The sequence below is a fragment of the Pseudomonas japonica genome, from assembly GCF_013522925.1.
In the GTDB taxonomy this organism is placed as follows: Bacteria; Pseudomonadota; Gammaproteobacteria; order Pseudomonadales; family Pseudomonadaceae; genus Aquipseudomonas; species Aquipseudomonas japonica_A.
This window is the reverse complement of record NZ_JAAMQU010000005.1, coordinates 235,044-257,448: the sequence shown is the minus strand read 5'-3', so window position 1 is coordinate 257,448 and position 22,405 is coordinate 235,044. Positions and strand designations below refer to the sequence as shown.

The following is a 22,405-nucleotide window of genomic DNA, read 5'->3' as shown; positions in this document are numbered from 1 at the left end:
CGAAAAGGATTTCGGGTGTTCGCCACTACCCTTGTTCTGCTCGCGGCTGTGTTGCACGCAGCCTGGAACACGTTGGTCAAGTTCAGCGCCGAACGGCTGCTGGTGGTTGCAAGCATGGACGCCATTGCGTTCCTGCTCGCGGTGCCACTGGTGTGCCTGGTGTCCGTGCCGCCCGCAGCCATATGGCCCTGGATGATTGCCAGCGCCCTGTTTGAGTTGCTGTATCGCTACTTGTTGATTCAGGCCTATCGAACCGCCGACCTGGGGTTGGTTTACCCACTGATGCGAGGCTTGTCTCCGCTGGTAGTGCTGGGCCTCACATTGATAGTGGGCAATGAGCCGCTCCACACGAATCAGGTACTGGGCATCCTGTTGATACCCTGCGGGATGGCCTGCCTGCTATGGCAGGGCGGGGGTGGCGATCGCCTGCCGTGGTCGGTGTTACCCATTGTAGTGCTCATCGGCATTTGCATTGGCAGCTACACCTGGATCGACGGCCAGGCCCTGCAGCGCTGGGGAAGGCCGCTGGACTACCTGGCCTGGCTTACCTTCATCAGTGCATGGCCGTTTCCGGCCCTTGCCCTGGCCAATCGCCGGGAACGCTTCAGGCAGTTCTGGCGTACCCAATGGCGGCTTGGCACCACCGTGGGTGTGTGCGTGCTTGCAAGCTATGCGCTGGTGCTATGGGCCATGGCTGCGGGCTCGGTGGCGGAAGCCGCCGCCCTGCGTGAAACCAGCGTGATACTGGTGGTACTTTTCGGCATGCGTTACCTCAAGGAGCCCCTTGGGTTGCCACGCTTGCTGGCCTGCGTGTTGGTGGTGGCCGGCATCATGATCATGAAAATAAACTGACAAGCGAGAGAACAATGACGACTGCTTATTGGTGTGTACTGGTCGCGATCCTGCTGCCGTATGCCTGCACGGTAACCGCCAAACTGGCGGGGGATCGCTTTGGCCCTAATGCCAATCGTGACCCTCGCGCCTGGCTGGACAAGCAACAGGGGCTATCAAAGCGTGCGCATGCCGCGCAATTGAACGGCTTCGAAATCACCCCGGCGTTCGCCGCGGCAGTCATCATCGCGCACCTCGCAGGGGGTACTACCCAAGGCACCATCGACCTGCTCGCCATGTTCTTCGTGGCAAGCCGGGTGGCTTATATCCTGTGCTATCTGGCCGACCGGGCACCGCTGCGCTCGATCGCCTGGTTCGTGGGGCTCGGGCTGATCATTGCCCTGTTTTGCGTAGCGGCCTGATACAGGCCGCTCACGGGTTTATTTGTCCAGTTCGTCGACAGCTTCCTGAAGCTCCTTGCGGGCTTCGGCGAGCTTGTCCTTGCGCTTGTTGATCTTGTCCGGATCGCCCTTTTTCATGGCCTTGTCGAGATCAGCCTGGCGCTCGCTTACTTCTTTCTTGGCGTCCAGCACTTTGGTCTCGCGCTCTTTCTTGAGGCGGTCGTCGGTGCAGTTGGCCTGCAACTCTCCCAGGGCGATCTGCAGGCCTTCGAGCTGGCTGGTGTTGCCGGCTTCGCGGGCACGGGAGATCTCCTCCTGTACGCGTTGTTCCTTGGCGGCACACCCCTTCGCCTCGGCGCTTTCATCCGGCGTGGCCGCCAGGGCTGGCTGGGCCATTGCGCCAAGAAGAAGGGTGAGGGTAAGCAAAGCTTTCATGAGGTCTCCGGGGTTGTAGCGGTGAGTTCAGGCCCATTGGAACGGATGTCCGGGGGAAGTTCAAACCCTTCAACGAACCCGTCCACACCCAGACGGTGGAGCGCGGCGGCCATTTTCAAAGCGGGAGGATGATGGAAAAAGGCCACTAGTTGGCTGGCCTTGCCGCTGCCGATCCCGGTTTCATTGACCCAATCCGACGCGGAGCGGCGCGCGAGTGGAGCCCAGTGCGGCACAAGCTGCACGCTTCCCAAGGGCGGTACGCTCATCGCTTTAAGCCATTTTCTGAAAGGTTTTTGGCGGGCACCTTCAAAGCTCGCAGCGATTCGCTTCGCGGAGCGCTCACCAATGCCATCGACAGCGGCGAGCGCTGCCTCATCCAGCGTCAGCCAGCTGTGCAGTTCGGGTAACAGCCCGGCATCCAGCAGGCGCTCCCAGGTTGCCTTGCCTACGTGGGCCATGCCCAGTGCATCCCGATGGCTCATCCATTGCAGCCGGGCCAGGTATTGGCTGCGGCAGCCTGTATCGAGAACCCAGCACGTCAACGCATTGAAGCTGGAAGGTTCGGGGGGAGTTACCGGGTAGCGGACGGGGCTGCGCGTGATCACGCCGCCCACGCGCGGAATGGTCAGCCCGGCAAGTTCCAGCGAGACCTGATCCCCTGGCCGTGCGTCCAGTGTTTGCCAGCGCCGAAGCGAGCCCAGGCTGGCACGCTTCACGGTACGATCATCCAGGCGCACGGGATGCAGTTCCAGCACTGGCGTGACTCGACCGGTTCGGCCAATTTCGAAGGTGACCTCGCGCACCTCGGCGAGCACGCTGCGCCAAGGGTATTTCCAGGCAGCGATCCAGTAGGGCGCTTGCGCCTTCCAGCGATGCGCAGCGGGCCGTTGGCTATCCCGCAGGATGATCCCGTCGGTGGCAAACGGAAGTGGCTCGTTGTACCAGCGATCCCGCCAGCCACGTGCGTCTTCCGGGTCGCTTATCCGATGGCTGTACGCCTGTGGTTCCGCAAAGCCCAGTTCGGCCAGTTGCGCCAGACGCTCCGCCTGCGTGCCCGGCCCTTTCGGCCACTCCCAGGGAAAGAAGCCAAGCGCCTGGCCCTCGGGGGTGGTGAGGTTGTGGCGCGCCATCATTCCGGCAACGCGGCTGCGCGCGTTCAGGCTTCCCTTCTGGGCCTGGACATGCCCCTCCAGGCGAAGGAAGAGTTCCCCTTGCAGTTCAAGGTCTACGTTGCGTGGCAGGGTAGGTGGCACGCCCGGAACATGCCGAGCGTTGGCGGTCCAGTCATGCCCGCTCACGCCATCGCCGCGGCTGATTACCTTGGCAAGGCGGCCCCGCTCGTAAACGATGGTCACCGCGACGCCATCCACTTTGGGTTGCACCCATACTTCCTCGCGCCCGCTCAGCCAGGCCTTGGCGTCATCGGCGTCCACCAGCTTGGCCACGCCGGTATGCGCGATCGGATGCGCAACAGGGCCTGAGCTGGCGGCAAGGGGCGGGCGCGCGGGTGCATTGACAGCGGGATAACACTGCCGCCAGGCACGCAGGCGGGTTTGGGCCTGGTCATAAAGCTCGTCATCCACCTTCGACACGCCGTCGCGGTGATACGCCAGGTTCCATTCATCCAGCTGGCGCTGCAGGCTTTCTACTTGAGCGACGGCGTGTTCCGGTGACCATGCAGGGCACGCCCAGGAAGGCGTGGATGCCAGCAGCGCAAGGGCGCCAAGGCAGCGAATCGGGTTCCACATACAGAGCATCCTTGCTCATCGGAAGGGAATGCCAAGCCTAGAACGAAAAAGCCTCTCGCGAGGGAGAGGCTTTTTCAGCATGTTGCCCGGATCAGAGGTTGGCGGCAGCCCGCAGCGCGTCGGCGCGGTCGGTACGCTCCCAGGTGAACGCCGTGAAGGTGTCGTTGCCGACGGTCATTTCGTAGGGGTTGCGCCCGAAGTGACCGTAAGCCGCGGTGGCCTGGTACATCGGGTGCAGCAGGTCCAGCATGCGGGTGATGGCGTACGGGCGCAGGTCGAAGTGCTCGCGTACCAGCTGGATGATCTTGTCGTCCGACAGTTTGCCGGTGCCGAAGGTGTTCAACGAGATGGACGTAGGCTGCGCCACGCCGATGGCGTAGGACACCTGGATCTCGCAGCGGTCGGCCAGGCCTGCCGCAACGATGTTCTTGGCTACGTAGCGGCCGGCATAGGCGGCGGAACGGTCGACCTTGGATGGGTCTTTGCCGGAGAATGCACCGCCACCGTGACGTGCCATGCCGCCGTAGGTGTCAACGATGATCTTGCGACCGGTCAGGCCGCAGTCGCCCACCGGGCCACCGATGATGAAGTTGCCGGTGGGGTTGATGTGGTACTGGGTGTCCTTGTGCAGCAGCTCGGCAGGCAGGCAGTGCTTGACCACCAGTTCCATCACGGCTTCACGCAGGTCGGCGTATTTCACTTCCGGGTTGTGCTGGGTCGACAGCACCACGGCGTCGATACCCACTACCTTGCCGTTTTCATAGCGGCAGGTGACCTGAGACTTGGCGTCCGGGCGCAGCCACGGCAGCAGCCCGGATTTGCGCGCTTCGGCCTGGCGCTCTACCAGGGCGTGCGAGAAGCGGATCGGCGCCGGCATCAGCACGTCGGTTTCATTGCTGGCGTAGCCGAACATCAGGCCCTGGTCGCCCGCGCCCTGGTCTTCCGGCTTGCTGCGGTCCACACCCTGGGCGATGTCCACGGATTGCTTGCCGATGATGTTCATGACCGCGCAGGTCGCGCCGTCAAAGCCGACTTCCGAGCTGTTGTAGCCGATGTCGATGATGACCTTGCGCACGATCTCTTCGAGGTCGACCCAGGCCGAGGTGGTGACTTCGCCAGCGATGATTGCAACGCCGGTCTTGACCAGTGTTTCGCAGGCAACACGGGCGTGCTTGTCTTCAGCGATGATGGCGTCCAGCACCGCATCGGAAATCTGGTCGGCGATCTTGTCCGGGTGCCCTTCGGACACAGACTCGGAGGTGAAAATGGAGTATTCGCTCATCTCGACGGCTTCCTGAAAAATTACCGATGGTGAGTGTCGCCAGCCGGCCGCCGGAAGTGGCGAACCTGTATCTGGAAACCGTTACGAAGGCCCACGTAGAGCCCATCCCCGGGGCGAAGCCCCGCAGCGGTGGCCCAGCGGGCCAGTTCTTCCTGTTCAAAACCCAGCCAGAGATCTCCGCAGGCCGTCCTGGCCCAATCCTGGTCATGGCTACACAACTCTGTAACCAGCAGGCTGCCACCGGGTTTTACCCGGGCAGCCAGCTGTTTCATGGCATGGGCGGGGTCGCTGAAATGGTGCAAAACCATGTTCACGACCACGCAATCGGCGCTCAGCGTGGTTTCACCCAGCGCGTCGTCCAGCCGCAATTCCACGTTGTCTATGCCTTCGCGGCGGCACAACTGGCGAGCCAGTTCGAGCATCTCGGGGCTGTTGTCCACAGCAGTGACCTGGCCGAAGCGGCGGGCCAGGTCCGGTAAAAAACCACCGTCCCCCGGGCCTACTTCCAGCGCGGTTGCGTTGCCGCCGGGCGGGAGGGTATCAAGCAACGCCAGCAGGCTTTCCCGATATTGGGGCAGGCCGGCAATCAGATCCTGTTGAGCGCGGAACCGATCCGCCACCCGGGAAAAGAACACCTGACTGGCATTGGCGCGCTGGCGTTCTACCTCTGCCATTCTGCGCTGGGCGTCGACGGGTAGCTCCAACGTGTCGGCCTCTTCCAGCAGTGCGCCGTGCAGGCGACCACCAATACGGTGGTCAGCCGGCAACGCGCGGCGATAGAAGATAGCGTTGCCTTCGCGCCGCGTAGCAACAAGGCCAGCCTGGGCGAGCACCTTCAAGTGGTGGCTCATGCCGGACTGCCCGATATCAAAGATCTGCGCCAGTTCCAGTACCCCGAACGAATCGCAGGCTAGCGCGCGAAGCACATTCAGGCGCAGCGGATCGCCACCGGCCTTGCACAGGCTGGCGAGGTCGTCGGCGGGTTCGTGGCGGATGGAAGGTACGCGCAAGCTCATAGGGCCGGGAGTCTAGTGCGGCCCCGGGTCACTCGCAAGGCTAATATCAAAAAGTTTTGATATTGGGCGAGTGAACCGTTTAAGGGCGAAAAATGCGCCGCACCGGCTATCTTCGATTGCGAGCACACCCGGCCATCAGCGAAAATGCCGCTTTTGCAGTTTCATCATTGTCAGTGGAGATCAGCGATGCCCAGCCGTCGTGAGCGTGCCAACGCCATTCGTGCCCTTAGCATGGATGCCGTGCAGAAAGCCAACAGCGGCCACCCCGGTGCCCCCATGGGAATGGCCGACATTGCCGAAGTGCTGTGGCGGGATTTCCTCAAGCACAACCCGGCCAACCCTGCATTCCTGGACCGTGACCGTTTCGTCATGTCCAACGGGCACGGCTCCATGCTGGTCTATTCGTTGCTGCACCTTACCGGCTACGACCTGTCCATCGATGACCTGAAAAACTTCCGCCAGCTGCATAGCCGCACCCCGGGCCACCCCGAATACGGCTATACCCCGGGCGTGGAAACCACCACCGGCCCGCTGGGCCAGGGCCTTGCCAACGCGGTAGGCTTCGCCATCGCGGAAAAAGCACTCGCCGCGCAGTTCAATCGCCCCGGTCATGACATCATCAACCACAACACTTATGTGTTCCTGGGTGATGGCTGCATGATGGAAGGCATTTCCCACGAAGTGTGCTCGTTGGCCGGTACGCTGGGCTTGGGCAAGCTCATCGCCTTCTATGACGACAACGGCATTTCCATCGACGGCGAAGTGGAAGGCTGGTTCAACGATGACACGCCCAAGCGGTTCGAAGCCTACGGCTGGCAGGTGATCCGTAACGTGGACGGCCACGATTCGGACGAAATCACCACTGCCATCGAAACCGCGCGCAAAAGCGCCCAGCCCACGCTGATCTGCTGCAAGACAACGATCGGCTTCGGTTCGCCCAACAAGCAAGGCAAGGAAGAGTGCCACGGCGCACCGCTGGGCAACGACGAAATCGCCCTCACCCGGGCCAACCTGAAGTGGAACCACGGGCCGTTCGAAATTCCCGAGGATATCTACAAGGAATGGAACTGCCGCGAGAAGGGCACTGCCGCCGAAGCCGAGTGGGATCAGCGTTTCGCCGCCTATTCCGCCGCGCATCCGGACCTCGCCAACGAGCTCGTCCGCCGCATGAGCGGTGAGTTGCCGGCCGACTTTGCCGAGCAAGCCAACGCCTACATTGCCGAAGTGGCCGCCAAGGGTGAAACCGTCGCCAGCCGCAAGGCGAGCCAGAACACCCTGAATGCCTTTGGCCCGCTGTTGCCCGAGCTACTGGGCGGCTCCGCCGACCTGGCCGGCTCCAACCTCACCCTGTGGAAGGGTTGCAAGGGCATCAGTGCCGAAGACGCCGCTGGTAACTACCTGTACTACGGTGTGCGCGAGTTCGGCATGAGCGCCATCATGAACGGCATCGCCCTGCATGGCGGCTTCGTACCTTACGGCGCGACCTTCCTCATCTTCATGGAATACGCGCGCAATGCCGTGCGCATGTCCGCCCTGATGAAGAAGCGTGTGCTGTATGTGTTCACCCACGACTCCATCGGCCTCGGCGAAGACGGCCCCACCCACCAGCCGATCGAGCAACTGGCAAGCTTGCGCGGTACGCCTAACCTGGACACCTGGCGCCCGGCGGATGCTGTCGAGTCGGCCATCGCCTGGAAATACGCACTGGAGCGCAACGACGGGCCTTCGGCGCTGATCTTCTCTCGCCAGAACCTCACCCACCAGCCGCGTGACGCCGAGCAACTGGCCAATGTGGCCAAGGGCGGCTATGTACTGAAGGACTGCGCAGGCGAGCCGGATCTGATCCTGATTGCAACCGGTTCCGAGGTTGGCCTTGCCGTGCAGGCCGCCGATGCCCTGACCGGGGCCGGCCGCAAGGTGCGTGTCGTTTCCATGCCGAGCACCAGCGTGTTCGACGCGCAGGACGCGAGCTACAAGCAGGCGGTACTGCCGCTGGAAGTGACCGCACGGATCGCTATCGAAGCGGCCCACGCAGACTTCTGGTACAAGTATGTAGGCCTTGAAGGCCGCATCGTCGGCATGACCACTTTCGGTGAGTCTGCTCCGGCACCGGCACTGTTCGAAGAGTTCGGCTTTACCGTGGACAATATCGTCGGTATCGCCAACGAGCTGCTCGAAGACTGACCCGCTCCGTCGCCGCGGCCTGCCTGGTACGGGCGGTTCCGCGGCGGCGCCGCTCACCAAGCTGCTCACCAAGGTGTAGACCGCGCCATGTCCCTATCCCGCCCTTATCGGGTTGCCCTCAACGGTTACGGCCGTATAGGCCGTTGCGTGTTGCGGGCATTGTACGAGCGCCGTGACCACGCAGGCATCGAAGTGGTCGCGTTGAATGACCTGGCAGACCTGCCGAGCCTTGAATACCTCACCCGCTTCGATTCCACCCATGGCCGCTTTCCGGGCGATGTGCGAATCGACGGCTCAGACCTTTGCATCAACGGCGATCGCCTGAAGGTGCTGCGCAGCGCAACGCCTGAAGGCGTGGACTGGGCAGGCCTGGGGCTGGACCTGGTCATGGAGTGCTCCGGCGCGTGGCATTCCCGCACCGATGGCGAGCGCTTCCTGGCCGCAGGTGCCCCCCGGATACTGTTTTCCCAGCCAATGGCCAGCGAGGCGGACGTTGATGCCACGGTGGTCTATGGGATCAACCAGCATCATCTCAGTGGCGCCGAGCGGCTGCTGTCCAATGCCTCCTGTACCACCAACTGCGCGGTTCCGTTGCTGCGTCTGCTCGACGCTGCCTTCGGGATCGAATACGCCTCCATCACCACGATTCACTCGGCCATGAATGACCAGCCAGTGATCGATGCCTACCACCATGAAGACCTTCGCCGTACCCGTTCGGCGTTCCAGTCGGTGATTCCAGTCTCTACGGGCCTGGCGAGAGGAATAGAGCGCCTGCTTCCGGAACTTGCGGGCCGAATTCAGGCCAAAGCAGTGCGCGTGCCTACCGTCAATGTGTCTTGCCTGGACATCACCCTTCAGACTGCCCGCGACACTGACGCGCAGGAGGTCAACCGGGTGCTGCGTGAAGCAGCGTCTGGCGGGCCATTGAAAGGCCTGCTGGCCTACACCGAGTTGCCGCACGCCAGCTGTGATTTCAACCATGACCCGCATTCGGCCATTGTCGACGCGAGCCAGACGCGTGTGTCTGGCCCGCGGCTGGTGAACCTGCTGGCCTGGTTTGATAACGAATGGGGCTTCGCCAACCGAATGCTTGATGTCGCGGGGCATTTCCTCGGCATCGCCACCACAAAAATGAACACGCCTAAGGACTGACACATGACCGTGTTGAAAATGAGCGACCTGGACCTTCAAGGCAAGCGCGTGCTGATTCGCGAAGACCTGAACGTTCCGATCAAGGACGGCGTGGTAGCCAGTGACGCGCGTATCGTCGCTTCGCTGCCCACCATCAAGCTGGCGCTGGAAAAAGGCGCCGCCGTGATGGTGTGCTCGCATCTGGGCCGTCCGGTGGAAGGCGAGTTCTCTGCCGACAACAGCCTCAAGCCTGTGGCCGAGTACCTGACCAAGGCATTGGGCCGCGACGTGGCGCTGGTGTCCGACTACCTCGACGGGGTCACGGTCGAGCCAGGTAACGTAGTGCTGTTCGAGAACGTGCGCTTCAACAAGGGTGAGAAAAAGAACGCCGACGAGCTGGCGCAGAAGTACGCCGCCCTGTGCGACGTGTTCGTAATGGATGCCTTCGGCACCGCACACCGGGCCGAAGGCTCTACCCACGGTGTGGCGAAATTTGCCAAGGTCGCGGCTGCCGGCCCATTGCTGGCCGCTGAGCTGGACGCCTTGGGCAAGGCGCTGAAGGCGCCGGCCAAACCCATGGCGGCCATCGTCGCAGGCTCCAAGGTGTCCACCAAGCTGGACGTATTGAACAGCCTGAGTACTGTCTGCGACCAGTTGATCGTGGGCGGTGGTATCGCCAATACCTTCCTGGCAGCCGCTGGGCACAAGGTAGGCAAGTCCCTCCACGAGCCGGACCTGCTCGACACCGCCCGCGCGATCGCGGCCAAAGTGAGCGTGCCGCTGCCCGTGGACGTGGTCGTGGCCAAGGAATTCGCTGAAAGCGCCGTAGCGACGGTGAAGGATATCGCCGACGTTGCCGACGATGACATGATCCTGGACATCGGCCCGAAAACCGCGGAGCAGTTCGCCGAGCTGCTCAAAAGCGCCAAGACTATTCTGTGGAACGGCCCGGTCGGTGTGTTCGAATTCGACCAGTTCGGGAACGGCACCAAGGTTCTGGCCAAAGGCATCGCCCAAAGCCCGGCGTTTTCCATCGCGGGTGGTGGCGATACCCTTGCGGCCATCGACAAGTATGGTGTTGCCGGTGATATTTCCTACATCTCCACGGGCGGCGGCGCCTTCCTGGAATTTGTAGAAGGCAAGGTATTGCCTGCAGTCGAGATGCTCGAACAGCGGGCAAAAGGCTGAAGCTCCGTGATTCGCGGCGCGCTTGTTCTCACCCTCGCCTGTGGCCTTATGGCGTGTAGCCATGAGGCCAGTCGGCAGCAAAAGGAGGGTACCGCCGCTGAGCGCTGTACCCCGGAGGGCGACCACGCCAATTGGCGCGCGCGGTGGCAAGCCGAGACGGCGCCGGTGATTGACAAGCGGCAGGGCCAGGAGGCCATGGATAACGACGAAGCGGACACCGCCGAAAGCATGGTGCCGTGCCCATGAGGCAACGAACGTTCAGCGGGGCGGTCTTTTGAAAACCATCCCGGTACGTGAAAGGAGTCCATCATGAAGCGTGTTCTTGCGTTGGCCTGCTCTCTGCTTGTGTTGTCAGGTTGTTCGATGTTCGGTGGCGAGCGCAGTGCGTGCGAGGTATTCAGCCCTGCTCCGGTGGAGCTGCCGAGCAATCAGAATGACCAGCGTGTGCAAACCAACGCGACAGGTGATCCGACCACAGGCGCTAACAACCTGCAGGATTGCGGGTCGCGTTGACCTGGGCCGCCTTGCCTCGGCAAGGCGGTGGTTGCTGTCCACGATTTGATTGGCCGGGGCCGTACATGGCCCCGTGAACACCCCCCGGGCCCACGTGATGGCCCGTGGCTAGCCTGTAGGGCGGTCGCTTTGGTGGCCGCGCTTGCACCTTAAACGACCCTGGACCGGGAGAGATACACACCATGGCACTGATTAGCATGCGCCAGTTGCTGGACCACGCCGCCGAATTCGGCTACGGCGTTCCGGCGTTCAACGTGAACAACCTTGAGCAGATGCGCGCGATCATGGAAGCGGCCGACAAGACCGACTCGCCAGTGATCGTTCAAGCGTCCGCGGGTGCTCGCAAATACGCTGGCGCACCGTTCCTGCGCCACTTGATTCTCGCCGCCGTCGAGGAATTTCCGCACATCCCGGTGGTGATGCACCAGGACCACGGTACCAGCCCCGACGTCTGCCAGCGTTCTATCCAGCTGGGCTTCAGCTCGGTGATGATGGACGGCTCGCTGAAGGAAGACGGTAAAACCCCGTCCGACTACGACTACAACGTACGTGTTACCCAGCAAACCGTCGCGTTCGCCCACGCCTGTGGCGTGTCGGTAGAAGGCGAACTGGGCTGCCTGGGCTCGCTGGAAACCGGCCAGGCCGGTGAAGAAGATGGTGTGGGCGCCGAAGGTATCCTGGACCACAGCCAGATGCTGACCGACCCCGAAGAAGCTGCGGACTTCGTCAAGCGGACTCAGGTCGACGCCCTGGCCATCGCCATCGGTACCAGCCACGGTGCTTACAAGTTCACCAAGCCGCCTACCGGCGACGTGCTGGCGATCGACCGTATCAAGGAAATCCACAAGCGCATCCCCAATACCCACTTGGTAATGCACGGCTCGTCCTCGGTACCGCAGGACTGGCTGGCGATCATCAATGAGTTCGGTGGCGACATCAAAGAAACCTACGGCGTGCCGGTCGAGGAGATCGTCGAAGGTATCAAGCACGGCGTGCGCAAGGTGAACATCGACACAGACCTTCGCCTGGCCTCTACTGGCGCGATCCGCCGCTTCATGGCGCAGAACCCCAGCGAGTTCGACCCGCGTAAATACCTGGCGTACACCGTTACCGCAATGCGCGATGTGTGCATTGCTCGCTATGAAGCGTTTGGTACAGCCGGCCATGCCTCGAAGATCAAGCCATTGTCCCTGGAAGTGATGTTCCAGCGCTATGCGAAAGGTGAATTGGCCGCCAAGGTCAACTAAGTTTCATATATAAGCGCAGCGCAAAAAAAAGCGGCGCGTAACAGCTCGATAAGAGAGCGTTACGCGCCGCTTTGTTTATAGGGGCTCGCCGTCAGGTGGAGTACCTATAAATCAGGAACCTTTCACATGGCTGATTTCCAGCTTGGTGAAGGTCACCTGGCCACCCTCGGAGGAATAACCGGCGTTGTCCTGTACGTACACGCCTGCCTTGAAGTACAGGTCTTTGGTTTTCCAGCCGGTGCTCAACTGTTTCGCCCAGTGGTAGTTGGCCGCGTCAATCGTCAGCATGCCGCCAGGGCTCAAGTTGATTGTGTAGTCAAACTTGCTGTTCAACGGAACACCGGTACCAACCTGAATCACCGTTGGCTCGTCCTGCGAAGGCGAAGAACGCAGCTTGGCGACGATGTTGCCGGTCTTGCTGCTGGTCTTGTACTGGTATTCCAGCTTTACCATCGGCTCGTTGCTGTCGTACTGGTGGATCTGACCGATAACGACCTTGCCGGTCGATGGCACCTTGTTGACAGTCAGGCTGGCACGCAGGAAGTTGTTGGCAGCAGGGTACTTCCAGTTGCGAAGCGAACCATCGGCATTGGTTTCACGCAGTTCGCTGCGTGGGTATTTCGCGCTCTTGGTAGTGGACCCGGTAACCGGGGCCCAGAAGAACAGAGTGCCATTATCGGCGCGGAAGTAAGAGTCCTTGTAACCCTTCACCAATGCTGGCGTTTCGATCGTCTTCGCAGGGCTGCCGACGGGGATGCTGAGGTTCCAGGTGGAGAGGTCGATCATGATATTTCACCTACACTACTAAACTGAAGAAAAGTTAATGGCCGAATAAATGTGATGAAAAACCCGGAACAATCCGGGCACATATAAAGGTGGCCTCCCTTTGTATGTAAAAGACGATACACTGTTTGCAATGCGGCGCCATCCCTTTGGCGCCAACCGTTTGTCGGCATCGCCTAACCCCTTGATTCGGTACGTTTCAGCAACTTACCGTTCGTCAGCTACGTCACAAAATGAGAGTTTTCCCGTTGCGTTAAGCGACAAAAGCGAGGCTAGAGTGTCTCCTACCCGGGCCCAGCGAACGCTGGCTTGTGGCCACCTTGATGAGAAGTAGCATGGATCGCGCGCACACCAGACCGACTGAAGACCGATCGACCATCCTTGTGGTGGACGACTATCCCGAGAATCTTCTGAGCATGAGGGCGCTGTTGGAGCGTCAGGATTGGCAGGTGATGACCGCGCCCTCGGGCGTCGAGGCTCTTGGCCTGCTGCTCCAGCACGAAGTGGACCTGGTATTGCTGGACGTGCAAATGCCCGGCATGGACGGCTTTGAAGTCGCCAGGTTGATGAAAGGCAGCCAGCGCACCCGCCTTACGCCGATCATTTTCCTCACGGCCAACGAGCAATCCGATGCCGCGGTGCTCAAGGGCTACGCCAACGGTGCCGTGGACTACCTGTTCAAGCCCGTGGACCCGGAAATTCTCAAGCCCAAGGTGCAAGCCATCCTGGAGCAGCAGCGCAGCCGACGTGAATTGCAGCGGCTGACACGGGATCTGGAAACGGCGCGGGCCTTCAACGCGTCGGTACTGGAGAATGCGGCCGAGGGTATTCTGGTTATCGACGAGATCGGCAATATTCGCTTCGCCAACCCCGCCATCTCCCGGCTGCTGGGCGCAACCATCGATGAATTGCAGAGCGCGCGCTTGCTGGACTTCATCGAAAAGCCCAGCGTGGCCAGCTGGCACGAATCCGAGTTCTTCCGTGCCTACACCCTGCGCGACATCCACCGCGTGCACGACGCGGTACTGAGAACCTACTCAGGCCAATCCTTGCCGGTGTCCCTGTCCTGTGCACCGCTGGCTTCGGAAAAAGCCATGGTGCTTACGGTCCAGGACATGTCCGTGGTCCGCAACCTGCATCAGCAGCTCGAATTCCAGGCGGTCACCGATCCACTCACGGGGCTGCTCAACCGCCGCGGCTTCTACCAGACCGTTGAAAGCGCCCTGGTACGTAACGAGCGGCCCGAGAAAAGCCAGGCCCTCCTTTATCTGGACATGGATGGCTTCAAGCGGATCAACGACACCCATGGCCATGATGCTGGCGACCGTGTGCTGCGTTGGGTCGCCACGCAGCTCAAGGCGTTGTTGCGCCCGTACGACATCATCGGGCGTATTGGCGGCGATGAGTTCACAGCCTTGCTGGACACCCTGGACTACCCCGAGCAAGCGGCGAAGGTCGCTGAAAAGATCCTGGAGCGCATGCGCAGTTGCACCCAGATCGATGGCTTGGAAGTCAGCCTGGGAGTGAGCATCGGGATTGCCACCTATCCTGAATGTGGCGTGAACCTCGAACACCTCTTGCGTGCGGCCGACATCGCCATGTACGCCGCCAAGCAGGCCGGCAAACAGCAGTACCGCTATTACGACCAGGACCTGAACGTAAGGGCGCGTTCCCGGCTGCTGTTGGAGGAGAGCGTCTCTGCGGCGATCGAGCACAAGGAATTCTCCCTCGTTTACCAGCCGCAGGTTCGCTTGGCCGATGGTCGCCTGCGGGGCTTCGAAGCGCTGTTGCGGTGGCAGCACCCGAGCGTGGGTGACGTGCCTCCAGGGCTGTTTATTCCCCTCCTGGAAGAGGCACGGCTGATCAGCCGGCTGACGTCCTGGATCTATCAGGAAGGCGCGTCGCAACGTCGGCAATGGCGGGAGCGTTTTGATGATGACCTTGTCCTGGGGATAAGCCTGAGTAATGCCCAGTTCAGTATGCCTAACCTGATTGCCGAACTGCAGCACGCGATCTCGGCCAACGGCCTGATGCCACACCAGCTGGAGATCGAGGTCGTGGAGCCCTCGCTGTTGCACAACCCTGAAGAAACCCGCCGCCAGCTCTCATTGCTAAGGGGCCTGGGCGTGCGGGTGGCGCTGGACGATTTCGGCTGGGACCATTGTTCGCTGAAGATACTTCGAGACCTGCCCATCGATACCCTGAAGCTGGACCGGCAATTGATCGCCCGCTTGCCGCATTCCGAGCGCGATACCGCGATTGCCCGTTCGATCATCGGCCTGTGCAAGGCCTTTTCCATCACCGTGATAGCGGAAGGCGTGGAAACCGCCGAGCAATACCGCTGGCTGGTGGACAACGATTGTGAATACATCCAGGGCTTCGTGGTAGCTCATCCGCTTACGGCCACGGATGCGGGCCAGTTCCCGGCAAGGTATCCGTGGGACTTCGCCTGAGCGCATCGACAGGCCGTTTGCGGCCTAGAGCACGGGCGCGCGGGTAGCGGCCGGTTTGGGCTGCGCCAGGTGCGCTGCCATGGTGCGCAGCGGGGCGAGATGGCGAACGATAAGGGCCAACTGGGCTTGTACCAGGCGTTGGCTCTCGTCCATTTCCTCCGGCATCTGTTCCAGATGCTCGGCCAGGGCCTGCTCCTCTTCGTTATGCACCGCAATGCTGCTGCGTTCGGCCAGGCCCTTGGCTATTGCTTCCAGGCTATTGGCCAGTTGCTCGCCCACGCCGGTTATCAGTTCCTCGCGTACGGGCTCCGGCAAACTGGTGCCACGGTGCGCGCCCAGCCCGGAGAGATAGCTCAGCAGCGTGTGGGATAACACCAGAAAGCGGAACCCGGCGTCGGCTTCTTTGCGAAAGTGCCCCGGTTCCAACAGCATGTTCGACAGCGTGGTGGACAGGGCGGCGTCCGCGTTGTGGGCGTTGCGCCGGGCCAATCGGTAGGCGAGGTCGTCGCGCTTGCCCTCGGCGTACTGCTTCAGGATCTGCCGCAGGTAGGCACTGCTGCAGCTGAGTGTGTTTGCCAGCACCTTGTTCAAGCGCCGGCCTTGCCAGTCTGGCAGGAACAGGAACACGCACAGGCCGGCGATCAGGCTGCCCAGCAGGGTATCCAGCAGCCGCGGCAGGAACAGGCCATAGCCATTGCCCGTCTGGTTGAAACAGAACAGCACCATCAGCGTGATCGCCGCGGTCGCCAGCGTATAGCGCGTGGTGCGGTTGACGAAGAACACCAGGCCTGCCACTACCGCGAACAGCGATTGCACCACAGGGTTGGGGAACAGGTCGAACAGTGCCCAGCCTGCGGTGAGCCCGATAGCCGTGCCGATGATTCGCTGGCCCAGCTTGCGCCGGGTAGCACCATAGCTTGGCTGGCACACGAACAGCGTGGTGAGGATGATCCAGTAGCCTTGGCTGGGGTGAATAAGGTGAACCATGCCATAGCCTATGGTCAGCGCCAGGGGCAGGCGCAACGCATGGCGGAACAGCAACGACGTGGGGGTAAGGTTCTGCCGCAGGCGGGCCCATACATCCTTGAAGCTGCGTGGCGAACGGTCCAGCAGGCTGCTGTCGGTGGCTTCTGCGAGAATGTCAGGGTTACTGGCATCGCTCAGCAGCCTGTCCAATGTGCCCAGGTTGGTCGCTAGCGCCCGCAGCGATCGCAGCAGACCCTTCCATGCCGGGTTGCTCTGGATGCGAAGGTGCTCCAGCGAGGCGTGAAGGTCGCTCAACGCTTCGGCAAAGGTGTCGTCATAAATGAATGGCTGCCGCAGTTGCAGTGTCTCGGACAAGCGTTCGCATGCTTTTCCCTGCTGACGCAACAAGCGCTGGCAGCGGAACAGCACATCGCTATGAAAGAACGCTTCGGCGAGTGCGTTATAGGGGTAGTGAGTGGAGCTTGCCCGCTCATGAATGTCTTGCGCCAGAAAATACAGCTTCAGGTAACGGCTGACCTTGGAGCCCGGGCGCGAACTGCCAACTCGATTGAAGATGATCTCCTTGGAGGTGTTCAGCGCGGCGACGACCCGGCCATTCTGCCGGGCCAGTTCCAGCCGCCGCCCTTCTACATCCAGCCCCCGGATAGGCTCGAACAGTGAGGATTTGAGCTTCAGGTACAGCCCCAGCTCGCGGAACACGCGGGCCAGCCCCTGCTGTACAGGCTGGTTCGAGAACAGGGCCTGCCACACGACCGAGAGCACCCCATACCAGGCCGCGCCCGCGACCAGCAACGCTGGCTCATGCCAGTAGCTGGTGAGCTCGCCACCTCGTTGGTCCACACCGATCATGGTGTACACCGAGAGGATCAGCGTGGCATAGGCAATGGCCCCGTATCGCTCGCCCAGCGCCCCCAGCATGGTCAGGGCGAAACTGGCCAACGCCATGGACGCCACAAAAATGATGGGGTAGGGGAACAGTAGCTCTACCGAGAACGCCGCAACGCTGAAGCACACCAAGGTCACCAGGAGTGCATTGAGGCGGCCCTGCCAATTATCGTCGGTTTCGGCCAGTGCGCTGGCAATGATCCCCAGGAACAGAGGGATCAACATATGCAGGTCGTTCCGTGACCAGCACAACGCCATGCTGCCTGTCAGGGCGATGAATACCCGCACGCTGTAGCTGAATTTATCCCGCGCCCAGAGCCGGCGCAGGGTATTCCCGAAAGATCTCGAAGCCATGGGAGGAGGGCCTGGTTCAGATGGCGCGATCATACAGGATTGAAAAGCGGTTTGAGCGAGGCGAGCCTGGCTGCCCTGTCAGGAGGAGCAGCTGATCTCCAGGTGCTTGCCCCAATCTGGCGGCCGCTGAGCGTAGGCGTCCATACCCGCTTGTGCTTCGAAGGGGTTGCTCAGTAACTGGTGCAGGCGGCGAACTTCGCTGTAGTCACCCGCCTCTGCCGCTTCGATGGCATTTTGCGCCAGGTAGTTGCGCAGGATGTACAGCGGGTTCACGGCGTTCATACGCGCCGTGCGAGCAGCGGGAGCTTCGTCGGGCTGGCGTGCGAGGCGATCAAGGTACAGTGCCCCCCACCCATCAAACCCGGAAAGGTCCACAAAGTGGTCACGTAACTGTTTGATCGCCAGGCCCGGTGCCTGCTCACCAAGGTGCCGGAAGAACAGGCTGTAATCCACGGCGCTGTTCTGCATCAGCTGCAATAGGCGCTCCACAAGCCCTTGGTCTTCTTCCTCGGCCGTTACCAGGCCCAGGCGACGGCGCATCAGGTCCAGGTAACTGGCCCGGAACAAGGGGAGGAACAATTCCAGCGCCTCTCGCAAAGCATCCACTTCGATCAGCGGCGTCAGCGCCTGGGCCAATGCGCTCAGGTTCCAGTGGGCAATAGGCACCTGGTTGCTATAGGCGTAGCGGCCCTGATTATCGGAGTGGTTGCAGATAAAGCGTGCGTCAAAGTCATCGAGGAACGCATAGGGGCCGAAATCGAAGGTAAGCCCCAGGATGGACATGTTGTCTGTATTCATTACGCCATGGCAGAAGCCGTACGCTTGCCATTTGGCAATCATTTCGGCGGTGCGCTCGACCACGCTTCTGAACATGGCAAGGTAAGGCTGCTCTTCAGCCGCGCACTCCGGGAAATGAGCGCTGAGTACGTGGTCCGCCAGTTGCTTGTGCAACTCAGGCTGGCGCGTGTAATAGAAATACTCGAAATGGCCGAACCGAACATGGCTGGGCGAAAGCCGCAGCAGCATGGCGGCGCGCTCCTGGCGTTCGCGCCATACGGGGGTATCCGACGCCGTAACGCACAACGCCCGGGTGCTGGGAATGCCCAGGGCATGCAGCGCTTCGGATGCCAGAAATTCTCGAATCGACGAACGCAGCACCGCCCGGCCATCGCCCATCCGTGACCATGGCGTTTGCCCTGCGCCCTTGAGATGAAGGTCCCAGTACTCACCGGCGTCGTTCACCACTTCGCCCAGCAACAACCCCCGCCCGTCTCCAAGCTGCGGGTTGTAGTGGCCGAACTGATGGCCGGAATACACCATCGCCCTGGGCTCTGCCTCTGCCCACAGCTTGTGGCCGCTGAATACCTCGGCAAAGAGTGGTGTGGTTGCCTGGCCCGGGTCCAGATCCAGCAGCCGCATGGCGGCCTCACTGGCGAGCACCAGCCGAGGCGCCTCGATGGGCTCCGGCATTACCTGGGTGGAAAACGCGTCCCCCAGCCGGGCGAAGCGGTTATCGAATTCGAGTTCGTCCAGCGCTTTCATCGGAGCTCCCCGCAAAGGCTCATAAAGGATGGACCTTTCTCACGCAGGATCGGTTTGATCGGGATCGGATTTACGCAGCAGCAAGTGCTCCTCGACGACCTGCGGGTTCTTCAGGTGCACCTCCAGCTGACGGAACGAGATGTTCACGCCGTGCTTCTTGAATTCACGGTTGATGAACCGGTTGATCTCGTCCAGGGCCGGGTTGCGATCCCCCAGGTCCCGCACGTGCATCCGCAATTCATGGTCAAGGCTGCTTTCGCCGAAGGCCAGGAAGTACACGATAGGCGCGGGCTCCTTCAGCACCCGAGGGTTTTCGTCCGCAGCTTGCAGCAGCAGCTTGCGCACGATGTCCAGGTCCGAGCCGTAGTCCACGCCGATTTTCAGCGTAACCCGGGTAATGGTATCGGTAAGCGACCAGTTGATCAGTTGCCCGGTGATGAACGTTTTGTTGGGGACAATGATGTCCTTGCGATCAAAGTCCGTGATGGTGGTCGCGCGGATGCGGATTTTGCTCACGGTGCCCGACAGGTTGCCGATGGTGATGGTGTCGCCGATACGCACCGGGCGCTCGAACAGGATCATGATCCCCGAAATGAAGTTGGCGAAGATCTCCTGCATGCCGAAGCCGAGCCCCACCGAGAGCGCCGCCACCAGCCATTGCAGCTTGTCCCAGCTCACGCCAAGCGTGGACAGCGTGGTGACGAAGCCCACGCCCGCGATGGTGTACGACATCAAGGTAGTGGTGGCGTAGGCGCTGCCTTGGGCTAGGTTGAGCTTGGACAGTACGAACACCTCCAACAGGCCCGGCAGGTTGCCCGCCAGCACGAAGGTGATGCAGATGATCACCAGCGCCCCCAGGAGGTCGCCCAGGCTGATCGGCACCATGCTCATGCTGGTGCCGGTTCCGCTGGTGTATTCGTACAGGGTGATGTTGTCCAGGTAGGCGAACACGCTGATAAGGTCTGACCACACCCAGTAAAGCGCGCCAAGGAAACTGCCCAACAGCAGCAGGCGAATCAACCGCAGCGACTGCTGGTTTACCTGGTCGATATCCAGGGTGGGCTCTTCGATAACGGTTTCCGGGTCGCCGCCAACTTCCCTGGCCGCCTGGCGCTTGCTCAGCGCGCGGTTGTAGGCCAGGCGCCGAGCCGCAACGCTCAGGCCGCGTACGAACGCCGCTTCGATCACCAGCCAGAACATCATCAGGTACAGCGTGGCAATCAACCGGTCGGTGAGCTTGAGCGCGGTGTAGTAGTAGCCGAAGCACACGGCCAGGAACAGGCCCACCGGCAGGAGTGTGAACAGGACGGCGATCAACCGCCGGAACAGTGAGGCGTTGCGGTGGGTGGGGCTGGCCAACAACAGGCGGCTGAGCAGCCAGGCCATGAGGGCGAAGCAGGCCAGTACCACGAGAATGCCGAGGGCATCGTCTGCAAGGCCCGAAGGTTGCAGCTCCGCCACTGCCACCACGCCCACCAGGGCCATGACCACGATACCGAGCCGGCGCACCCAGCCCTGGAGGAACGCAACCTGAGCCCGTTCCCAGCGGAAGTGCAACTCAGCCACGCCGCCAGGCGCCAATATGCGATAGGCCGTATAGAACATGAGCCACGCCTTGGCCATTTGCAGGAGCGCCGAGCCCAGGCTCAGGTTTTGCCCACGGGCGTCGATTTGCAGTGCAATGCCACATACCGCCAGCGCCAATGCCACCGGCATGGCGAGCAATACGTTCACCAGGATCGCCAGCGGCGTATTCCACTGGCTGTCACGACGGAAATGCCCGACGTTGCGATGCACCTGGGTGAGCTTGCCGTAGAGGTACTTGCGCCGCCACAGCAGGGCGCCGATCGCCAGCAACAAGGGAACGAACAGCAGCGGCCGCTGGGTAAGGCCATCGCTCAACTCGCGTACGCTGGACGCCCAGGGCAGTGTGGTCACCTGCTTGGCGAGGCGGCGTGGCAGGTTACCCAGCCATTCCGTATCCAGGGGCTTGTTGCTCGGTATCCAGAACATCTGCTCATCGAGGGTGGCACGCAACCCCTGAGCGGTGTCCAGCAGCTGCTTCTGATTCAACTGCAGGGTGATGGATTCGTTCAGCAGGGCGCTCAGTTCCCGGTTCAACCGTTCCAGCAGGTCGGCTCTCGTAACGGCGATGTCGAGCAATGATTTGCGCAGCGCGGGCGTGACCACCTCGGCGGGCTGGGTGGCGAGCAGAGTCTCGACATAGGTGCCAGGGCTGCTCAGCGCCTCGCGCTGCTGATTGATCTCGAACTGGTACAGGCGAATATCGGCGATCTTGTCGGCCAGGTTGCGATCCACCTTGAGCGCCGGCAAGGCCTGCTTCTGGGTGTAGAGGATCTTGGAAAGCAGCAGGCTGCCCTTGAGCACGTTGATCTGCTCATCCAGGGCCTGGTCGGCCTGGGTTACGGTGTCCAGCTGTTGCTTGGTATGCAGGTTTCGCTGGGTGAGTTCATTGAGCTCGTCGGTACTGCGCAGCAGGTAATCCGAAAGTTTCACGTTCGTTGCGCTTTCGGTGGCCAGCAGGCTGCTGTTGCCTGCCTTTTGCGCTTCCAGCGATTGCTGGGTGACTGTTTCCTGGGATTGCGCAAGGCGCTTCTGGTTGATCAGCGATTGCAGGTCCTGCACTTCCTGGGCAAGGCGGCCGATTTTCTCGATAAGCAGGTCATGCTGGCTGTTGCCCAGGTCTTGCAGGAGGCTGTTGCCGGCCAGTTCCTGCCGCCGCAGGGCGATCAGCGCGTTCAGCGAAGCCTGTTCGGCCAGGTACTGGTTGCGAAGGTCGGCGCCGATCAGCTTGCCGCTGTCCTTGCCGCTTTTGAGGATGAGGTTGATCTGCTGAATGCGGGTTTGCGCGTCGGCGATTTCGGTTTGCGCCCGCTCAGGCCGGGTTTGAGCGGTTATAGCCAAGGTGTTGGCGTCGCCCAGGGCCTTCTGCAGGTCGCTCTGCTGGGTGCCACGGTCGGTGAGCAATTGTTCGAGCTGAGGCACCGTGAAGTTCGCGTACCGCTGCGTGACCGGCTGCACCCTCGTGGCCTTGAGGCGGTCGAGGTCGTGCTGGTTGTCGGCGGTTTGCCGGGGTGCTTCGGCGATCTGCTGCTTGACCGTAGCCAACTGCTGCTCGCGATCGGCCTTCGTAGACAGGTACGTAAGGGTTTGTTCGAGCACCTGTTCCAGGGCTTTCTGGTCCGGATCGGAAAGCTTTCGATCGGCGATGTGGTCCAGGCTCTGCTGGACCGAGTCGGTGGTTGGAGCGTCCGCGGCGAAGATTGCGGGCGTGAAGAAACCGAGCAGGGCAGTACACAGGAGGGCGCGCAGGATAGGCATGTTCAAAACAGGTCAAATGACTGAACGGCGTATTTTACGGGCTTAAGCCCTCGCTGTGGCAGCGATATGTTTCCCGAATGTTT

The 22,405-nt window shown here is 61.5% G+C and carries 17 protein-coding genes; 9 read left to right on the top strand and 8 right to left on the bottom strand.

Annotated features, from left to right (window positions below):
- The first annotated feature begins 15 nt into the window (after window positions 1-15).
- Both G7016_RS10235 and G7016_RS10230 read left to right on the top strand, forming a co-directional pair.
- Complete coding sequence (locus G7016_RS10235) at window positions 16-852, top strand: EamA family transporter (protein ID WP_181113641.1); 837 nt, start codon at window positions 16-18, stop codon at window positions 850-852.
- Window positions 853-866: 14 nt separating this feature from the next.
- Window positions 867-1,253: an MAPEG family protein gene (locus G7016_RS10230; RefSeq protein WP_181113637.1), complete on the top strand. Its 387-nt coding sequence runs from the start codon at window positions 867-869 to the stop codon at window positions 1,251-1,253.
- Window positions 1,254-1,271: 18 nt separating this feature from the next.
- Here G7016_RS10230 and G7016_RS10225 read toward each other — a convergent pair whose 3' ends face one another.
- From G7016_RS10225 to G7016_RS10210, 4 genes are all read right to left on the bottom strand, one after another.
- On the bottom strand, window positions 1,272-1,667 hold the full coding sequence (locus G7016_RS10225; RefSeq protein WP_181113635.1) for a DUF1090 domain-containing protein: 396 nt from the start codon (window positions 1,665-1,667) through the stop codon (window positions 1,272-1,274).
- A complete protein-coding gene (gene ligB / locus G7016_RS10220; RefSeq protein ID WP_181113633.1) occupies window positions 1,664-3,415 on the bottom strand; it encodes an NAD-dependent DNA ligase LigB in 1,752 nt (583 codons plus the stop codon). The genes G7016_RS10225 and ligB overlap by 4 nt, the downstream gene beginning before the upstream one ends.
- A 91-nt stretch (window positions 3,416-3,506) precedes the next feature.
- Window positions 3,507-4,697, bottom strand: a complete 1,191-nt coding sequence (gene metK, locus G7016_RS10215; RefSeq protein WP_181113631.1) for a methionine adenosyltransferase — start codon at window positions 4,695-4,697, stop codon at window positions 3,507-3,509.
- Window positions 4,698-4,717: 20 nt separating this feature from the next.
- Complete coding sequence (locus G7016_RS10210; RefSeq protein WP_181113629.1) at window positions 4,718-5,713, bottom strand: ArsR/SmtB family transcription factor; 996 nt, start codon at window positions 5,711-5,713, stop codon at window positions 4,718-4,720.
- Between the two features lie 186 nt (window positions 5,714-5,899).
- Between G7016_RS10210 and tkt the strand changes: the two genes are divergently transcribed.
- From tkt to fba, 6 genes are all read left to right on the top strand, one after another.
- Window positions 5,900-7,897, top strand: a complete 1,998-nt coding sequence (tkt, locus tag G7016_RS10205; protein WP_181113627.1) for a transketolase — start codon at window positions 5,900-5,902, stop codon at window positions 7,895-7,897.
- Window positions 7,898-7,984: 87 nt separating this feature from the next.
- Window positions 7,985-9,049, top strand: coding sequence for an erythrose-4-phosphate dehydrogenase (epd, locus tag G7016_RS10200; RefSeq protein WP_181113625.1), 1,065 nt, complete (start codon window positions 7,985-7,987; stop codon window positions 9,047-9,049).
- 3 nt (window positions 9,050-9,052) lie between these two features.
- Window positions 9,053-10,216, top strand: a complete 1,164-nt coding sequence (locus G7016_RS10195) for a phosphoglycerate kinase (protein WP_181113623.1) — start codon at window positions 9,053-9,055, stop codon at window positions 10,214-10,216.
- A 48-nt stretch (window positions 10,217-10,264) separates the two neighbouring features.
- Window positions 10,265-10,462, top strand: coding sequence for a hypothetical protein (locus G7016_RS10190; RefSeq protein ID WP_181113621.1), 198 nt, complete (start codon window positions 10,265-10,267; stop codon window positions 10,460-10,462).
- Window positions 10,463-10,525: 63 nt separating this feature from the next.
- The gene (locus G7016_RS10185) at window positions 10,526-10,729 is read left to right on the top strand and encodes a lipoprotein (protein WP_181113619.1); all 204 of its coding nucleotides are present in this window, start codon (window positions 10,526-10,528) and stop codon (window positions 10,727-10,729) included.
- Window positions 10,730-10,911: 182 nt separating this feature from the next.
- Complete coding sequence (fba, locus tag G7016_RS10180) at window positions 10,912-11,976, top strand: class II fructose-bisphosphate aldolase (RefSeq protein WP_181113617.1); 1,065 nt, start codon at window positions 10,912-10,914, stop codon at window positions 11,974-11,976.
- Window positions 11,977-12,087: 111 nt separating this feature from the next.
- Here fba and G7016_RS10175 read toward each other — a convergent pair whose 3' ends face one another.
- A complete protein-coding gene (locus G7016_RS10175) occupies window positions 12,088-12,762 on the bottom strand; it encodes a polysaccharide lyase family 7 protein (RefSeq protein ID WP_181113615.1) in 675 nt (224 codons plus the stop codon).
- Between the two features lie 332 nt (window positions 12,763-13,094).
- On the opposite strand from G7016_RS10175, the gene G7016_RS10170 reads away from it, so the two are divergent.
- Window positions 13,095-15,212, top strand: coding sequence for a putative bifunctional diguanylate cyclase/phosphodiesterase (locus G7016_RS10170; protein ID WP_181113613.1), 2,118 nt, complete (start codon window positions 13,095-13,097; stop codon window positions 15,210-15,212).
- 24 nt (window positions 15,213-15,236) lie between these two features.
- Here G7016_RS10170 and yccS read toward each other — a convergent pair whose 3' ends face one another.
- From yccS to mscK, 3 genes are all read right to left on the bottom strand, one after another.
- Complete coding sequence (yccS, locus tag G7016_RS10165; RefSeq protein ID WP_181113611.1) at window positions 15,237-17,438, bottom strand: YccS family putative transporter; 2,202 nt, start codon at window positions 17,436-17,438, stop codon at window positions 15,237-15,239.
- Window positions 17,439-17,516: 78 nt separating this feature from the next.
- The gene (gene selO / locus G7016_RS10160) at window positions 17,517-18,980 is read right to left on the bottom strand and encodes a protein adenylyltransferase SelO (protein ID WP_181113609.1); all 1,464 of its coding nucleotides are present in this window, start codon (window positions 18,978-18,980) and stop codon (window positions 17,517-17,519) included.
- Between the two features lie 39 nt (window positions 18,981-19,019).
- Window positions 19,020-22,322, bottom strand: coding sequence for a mechanosensitive channel MscK (mscK, locus tag G7016_RS10155; protein WP_181113607.1), 3,303 nt, complete (start codon window positions 22,320-22,322; stop codon window positions 19,020-19,022).
- Between the last annotated feature and the right edge of the window lie 83 nt (window positions 22,323-22,405).

Excerpts from the sequence above, each read along its gene's own strand:
- epd (WP_181113625.1), top strand. The coding sequence starts at position 7,985 with ATGTCCCTATCCCGCCCTTATCGGGTTGCCCTCAACGGTTACGGCCGT.
- mscK (WP_181113607.1), bottom strand. The coding sequence starts at position 22,322 with ATGCCTATCCTGCGCGCCCTCCTGTGTACTGCCCTGCTCGGTTTCTTC.
- G7016_RS10185 (WP_181113619.1), top strand. The coding sequence starts at position 10,526 with ATGAAGCGTGTTCTTGCGTTGGCCTGCTCTCTGCTTGTGTTGTCAGGT.
- G7016_RS10230 (WP_181113637.1), top strand. The coding sequence starts at position 867 with ATGACGACTGCTTATTGGTGTGTACTGGTCGCGATCCTGCTGCCGTAT.
- tkt (WP_181113627.1), top strand. The coding sequence starts at position 5,900 with ATGCCCAGCCGTCGTGAGCGTGCCAACGCCATTCGTGCCCTTAGCATG.
- G7016_RS10190 (WP_181113621.1), top strand. The coding sequence starts at position 10,265 with ATGGCGTGTAGCCATGAGGCCAGTCGGCAGCAAAAGGAGGGTACCGCC.
- fba (WP_181113617.1), top strand. The coding sequence starts at position 10,912 with ATGGCACTGATTAGCATGCGCCAGTTGCTGGACCACGCCGCCGAATTC.
- G7016_RS10210 (WP_181113629.1), bottom strand. The coding sequence starts at position 5,713 with ATGAGCTTGCGCGTACCTTCCATCCGCCACGAACCCGCCGACGACCTC.
- G7016_RS10170 (WP_181113613.1), top strand. The coding sequence starts at position 13,095 with ATGGATCGCGCGCACACCAGACCGACTGAAGACCGATCGACCATCCTT.
- yccS (WP_181113611.1), bottom strand. The coding sequence starts at position 17,438 with ATGGCTTCGAGATCTTTCGGGAATACCCTGCGCCGGCTCTGGGCGCGG.
- G7016_RS10225 (WP_181113635.1), bottom strand. The coding sequence starts at position 1,667 with ATGAAAGCTTTGCTTACCCTCACCCTTCTTCTTGGCGCAATGGCCCAG.
- selO (WP_181113609.1), bottom strand. The coding sequence starts at position 18,980 with ATGAAAGCGCTGGACGAACTCGAATTCGATAACCGCTTCGCCCGGCTG.
- ligB (WP_181113633.1), bottom strand. The coding sequence starts at position 3,415 with ATGTGGAACCCGATTCGCTGCCTTGGCGCCCTTGCGCTGCTGGCATCC.
- metK (WP_181113631.1), bottom strand. The coding sequence starts at position 4,697 with ATGAGCGAATACTCCATTTTCACCTCCGAGTCTGTGTCCGAAGGGCAC.
- G7016_RS10175 (WP_181113615.1), bottom strand. The coding sequence starts at position 12,762 with ATGATCGACCTCTCCACCTGGAACCTCAGCATCCCCGTCGGCAGCCCT.
- G7016_RS10195 (WP_181113623.1), top strand. The coding sequence starts at position 9,053 with ATGACCGTGTTGAAAATGAGCGACCTGGACCTTCAAGGCAAGCGCGTG.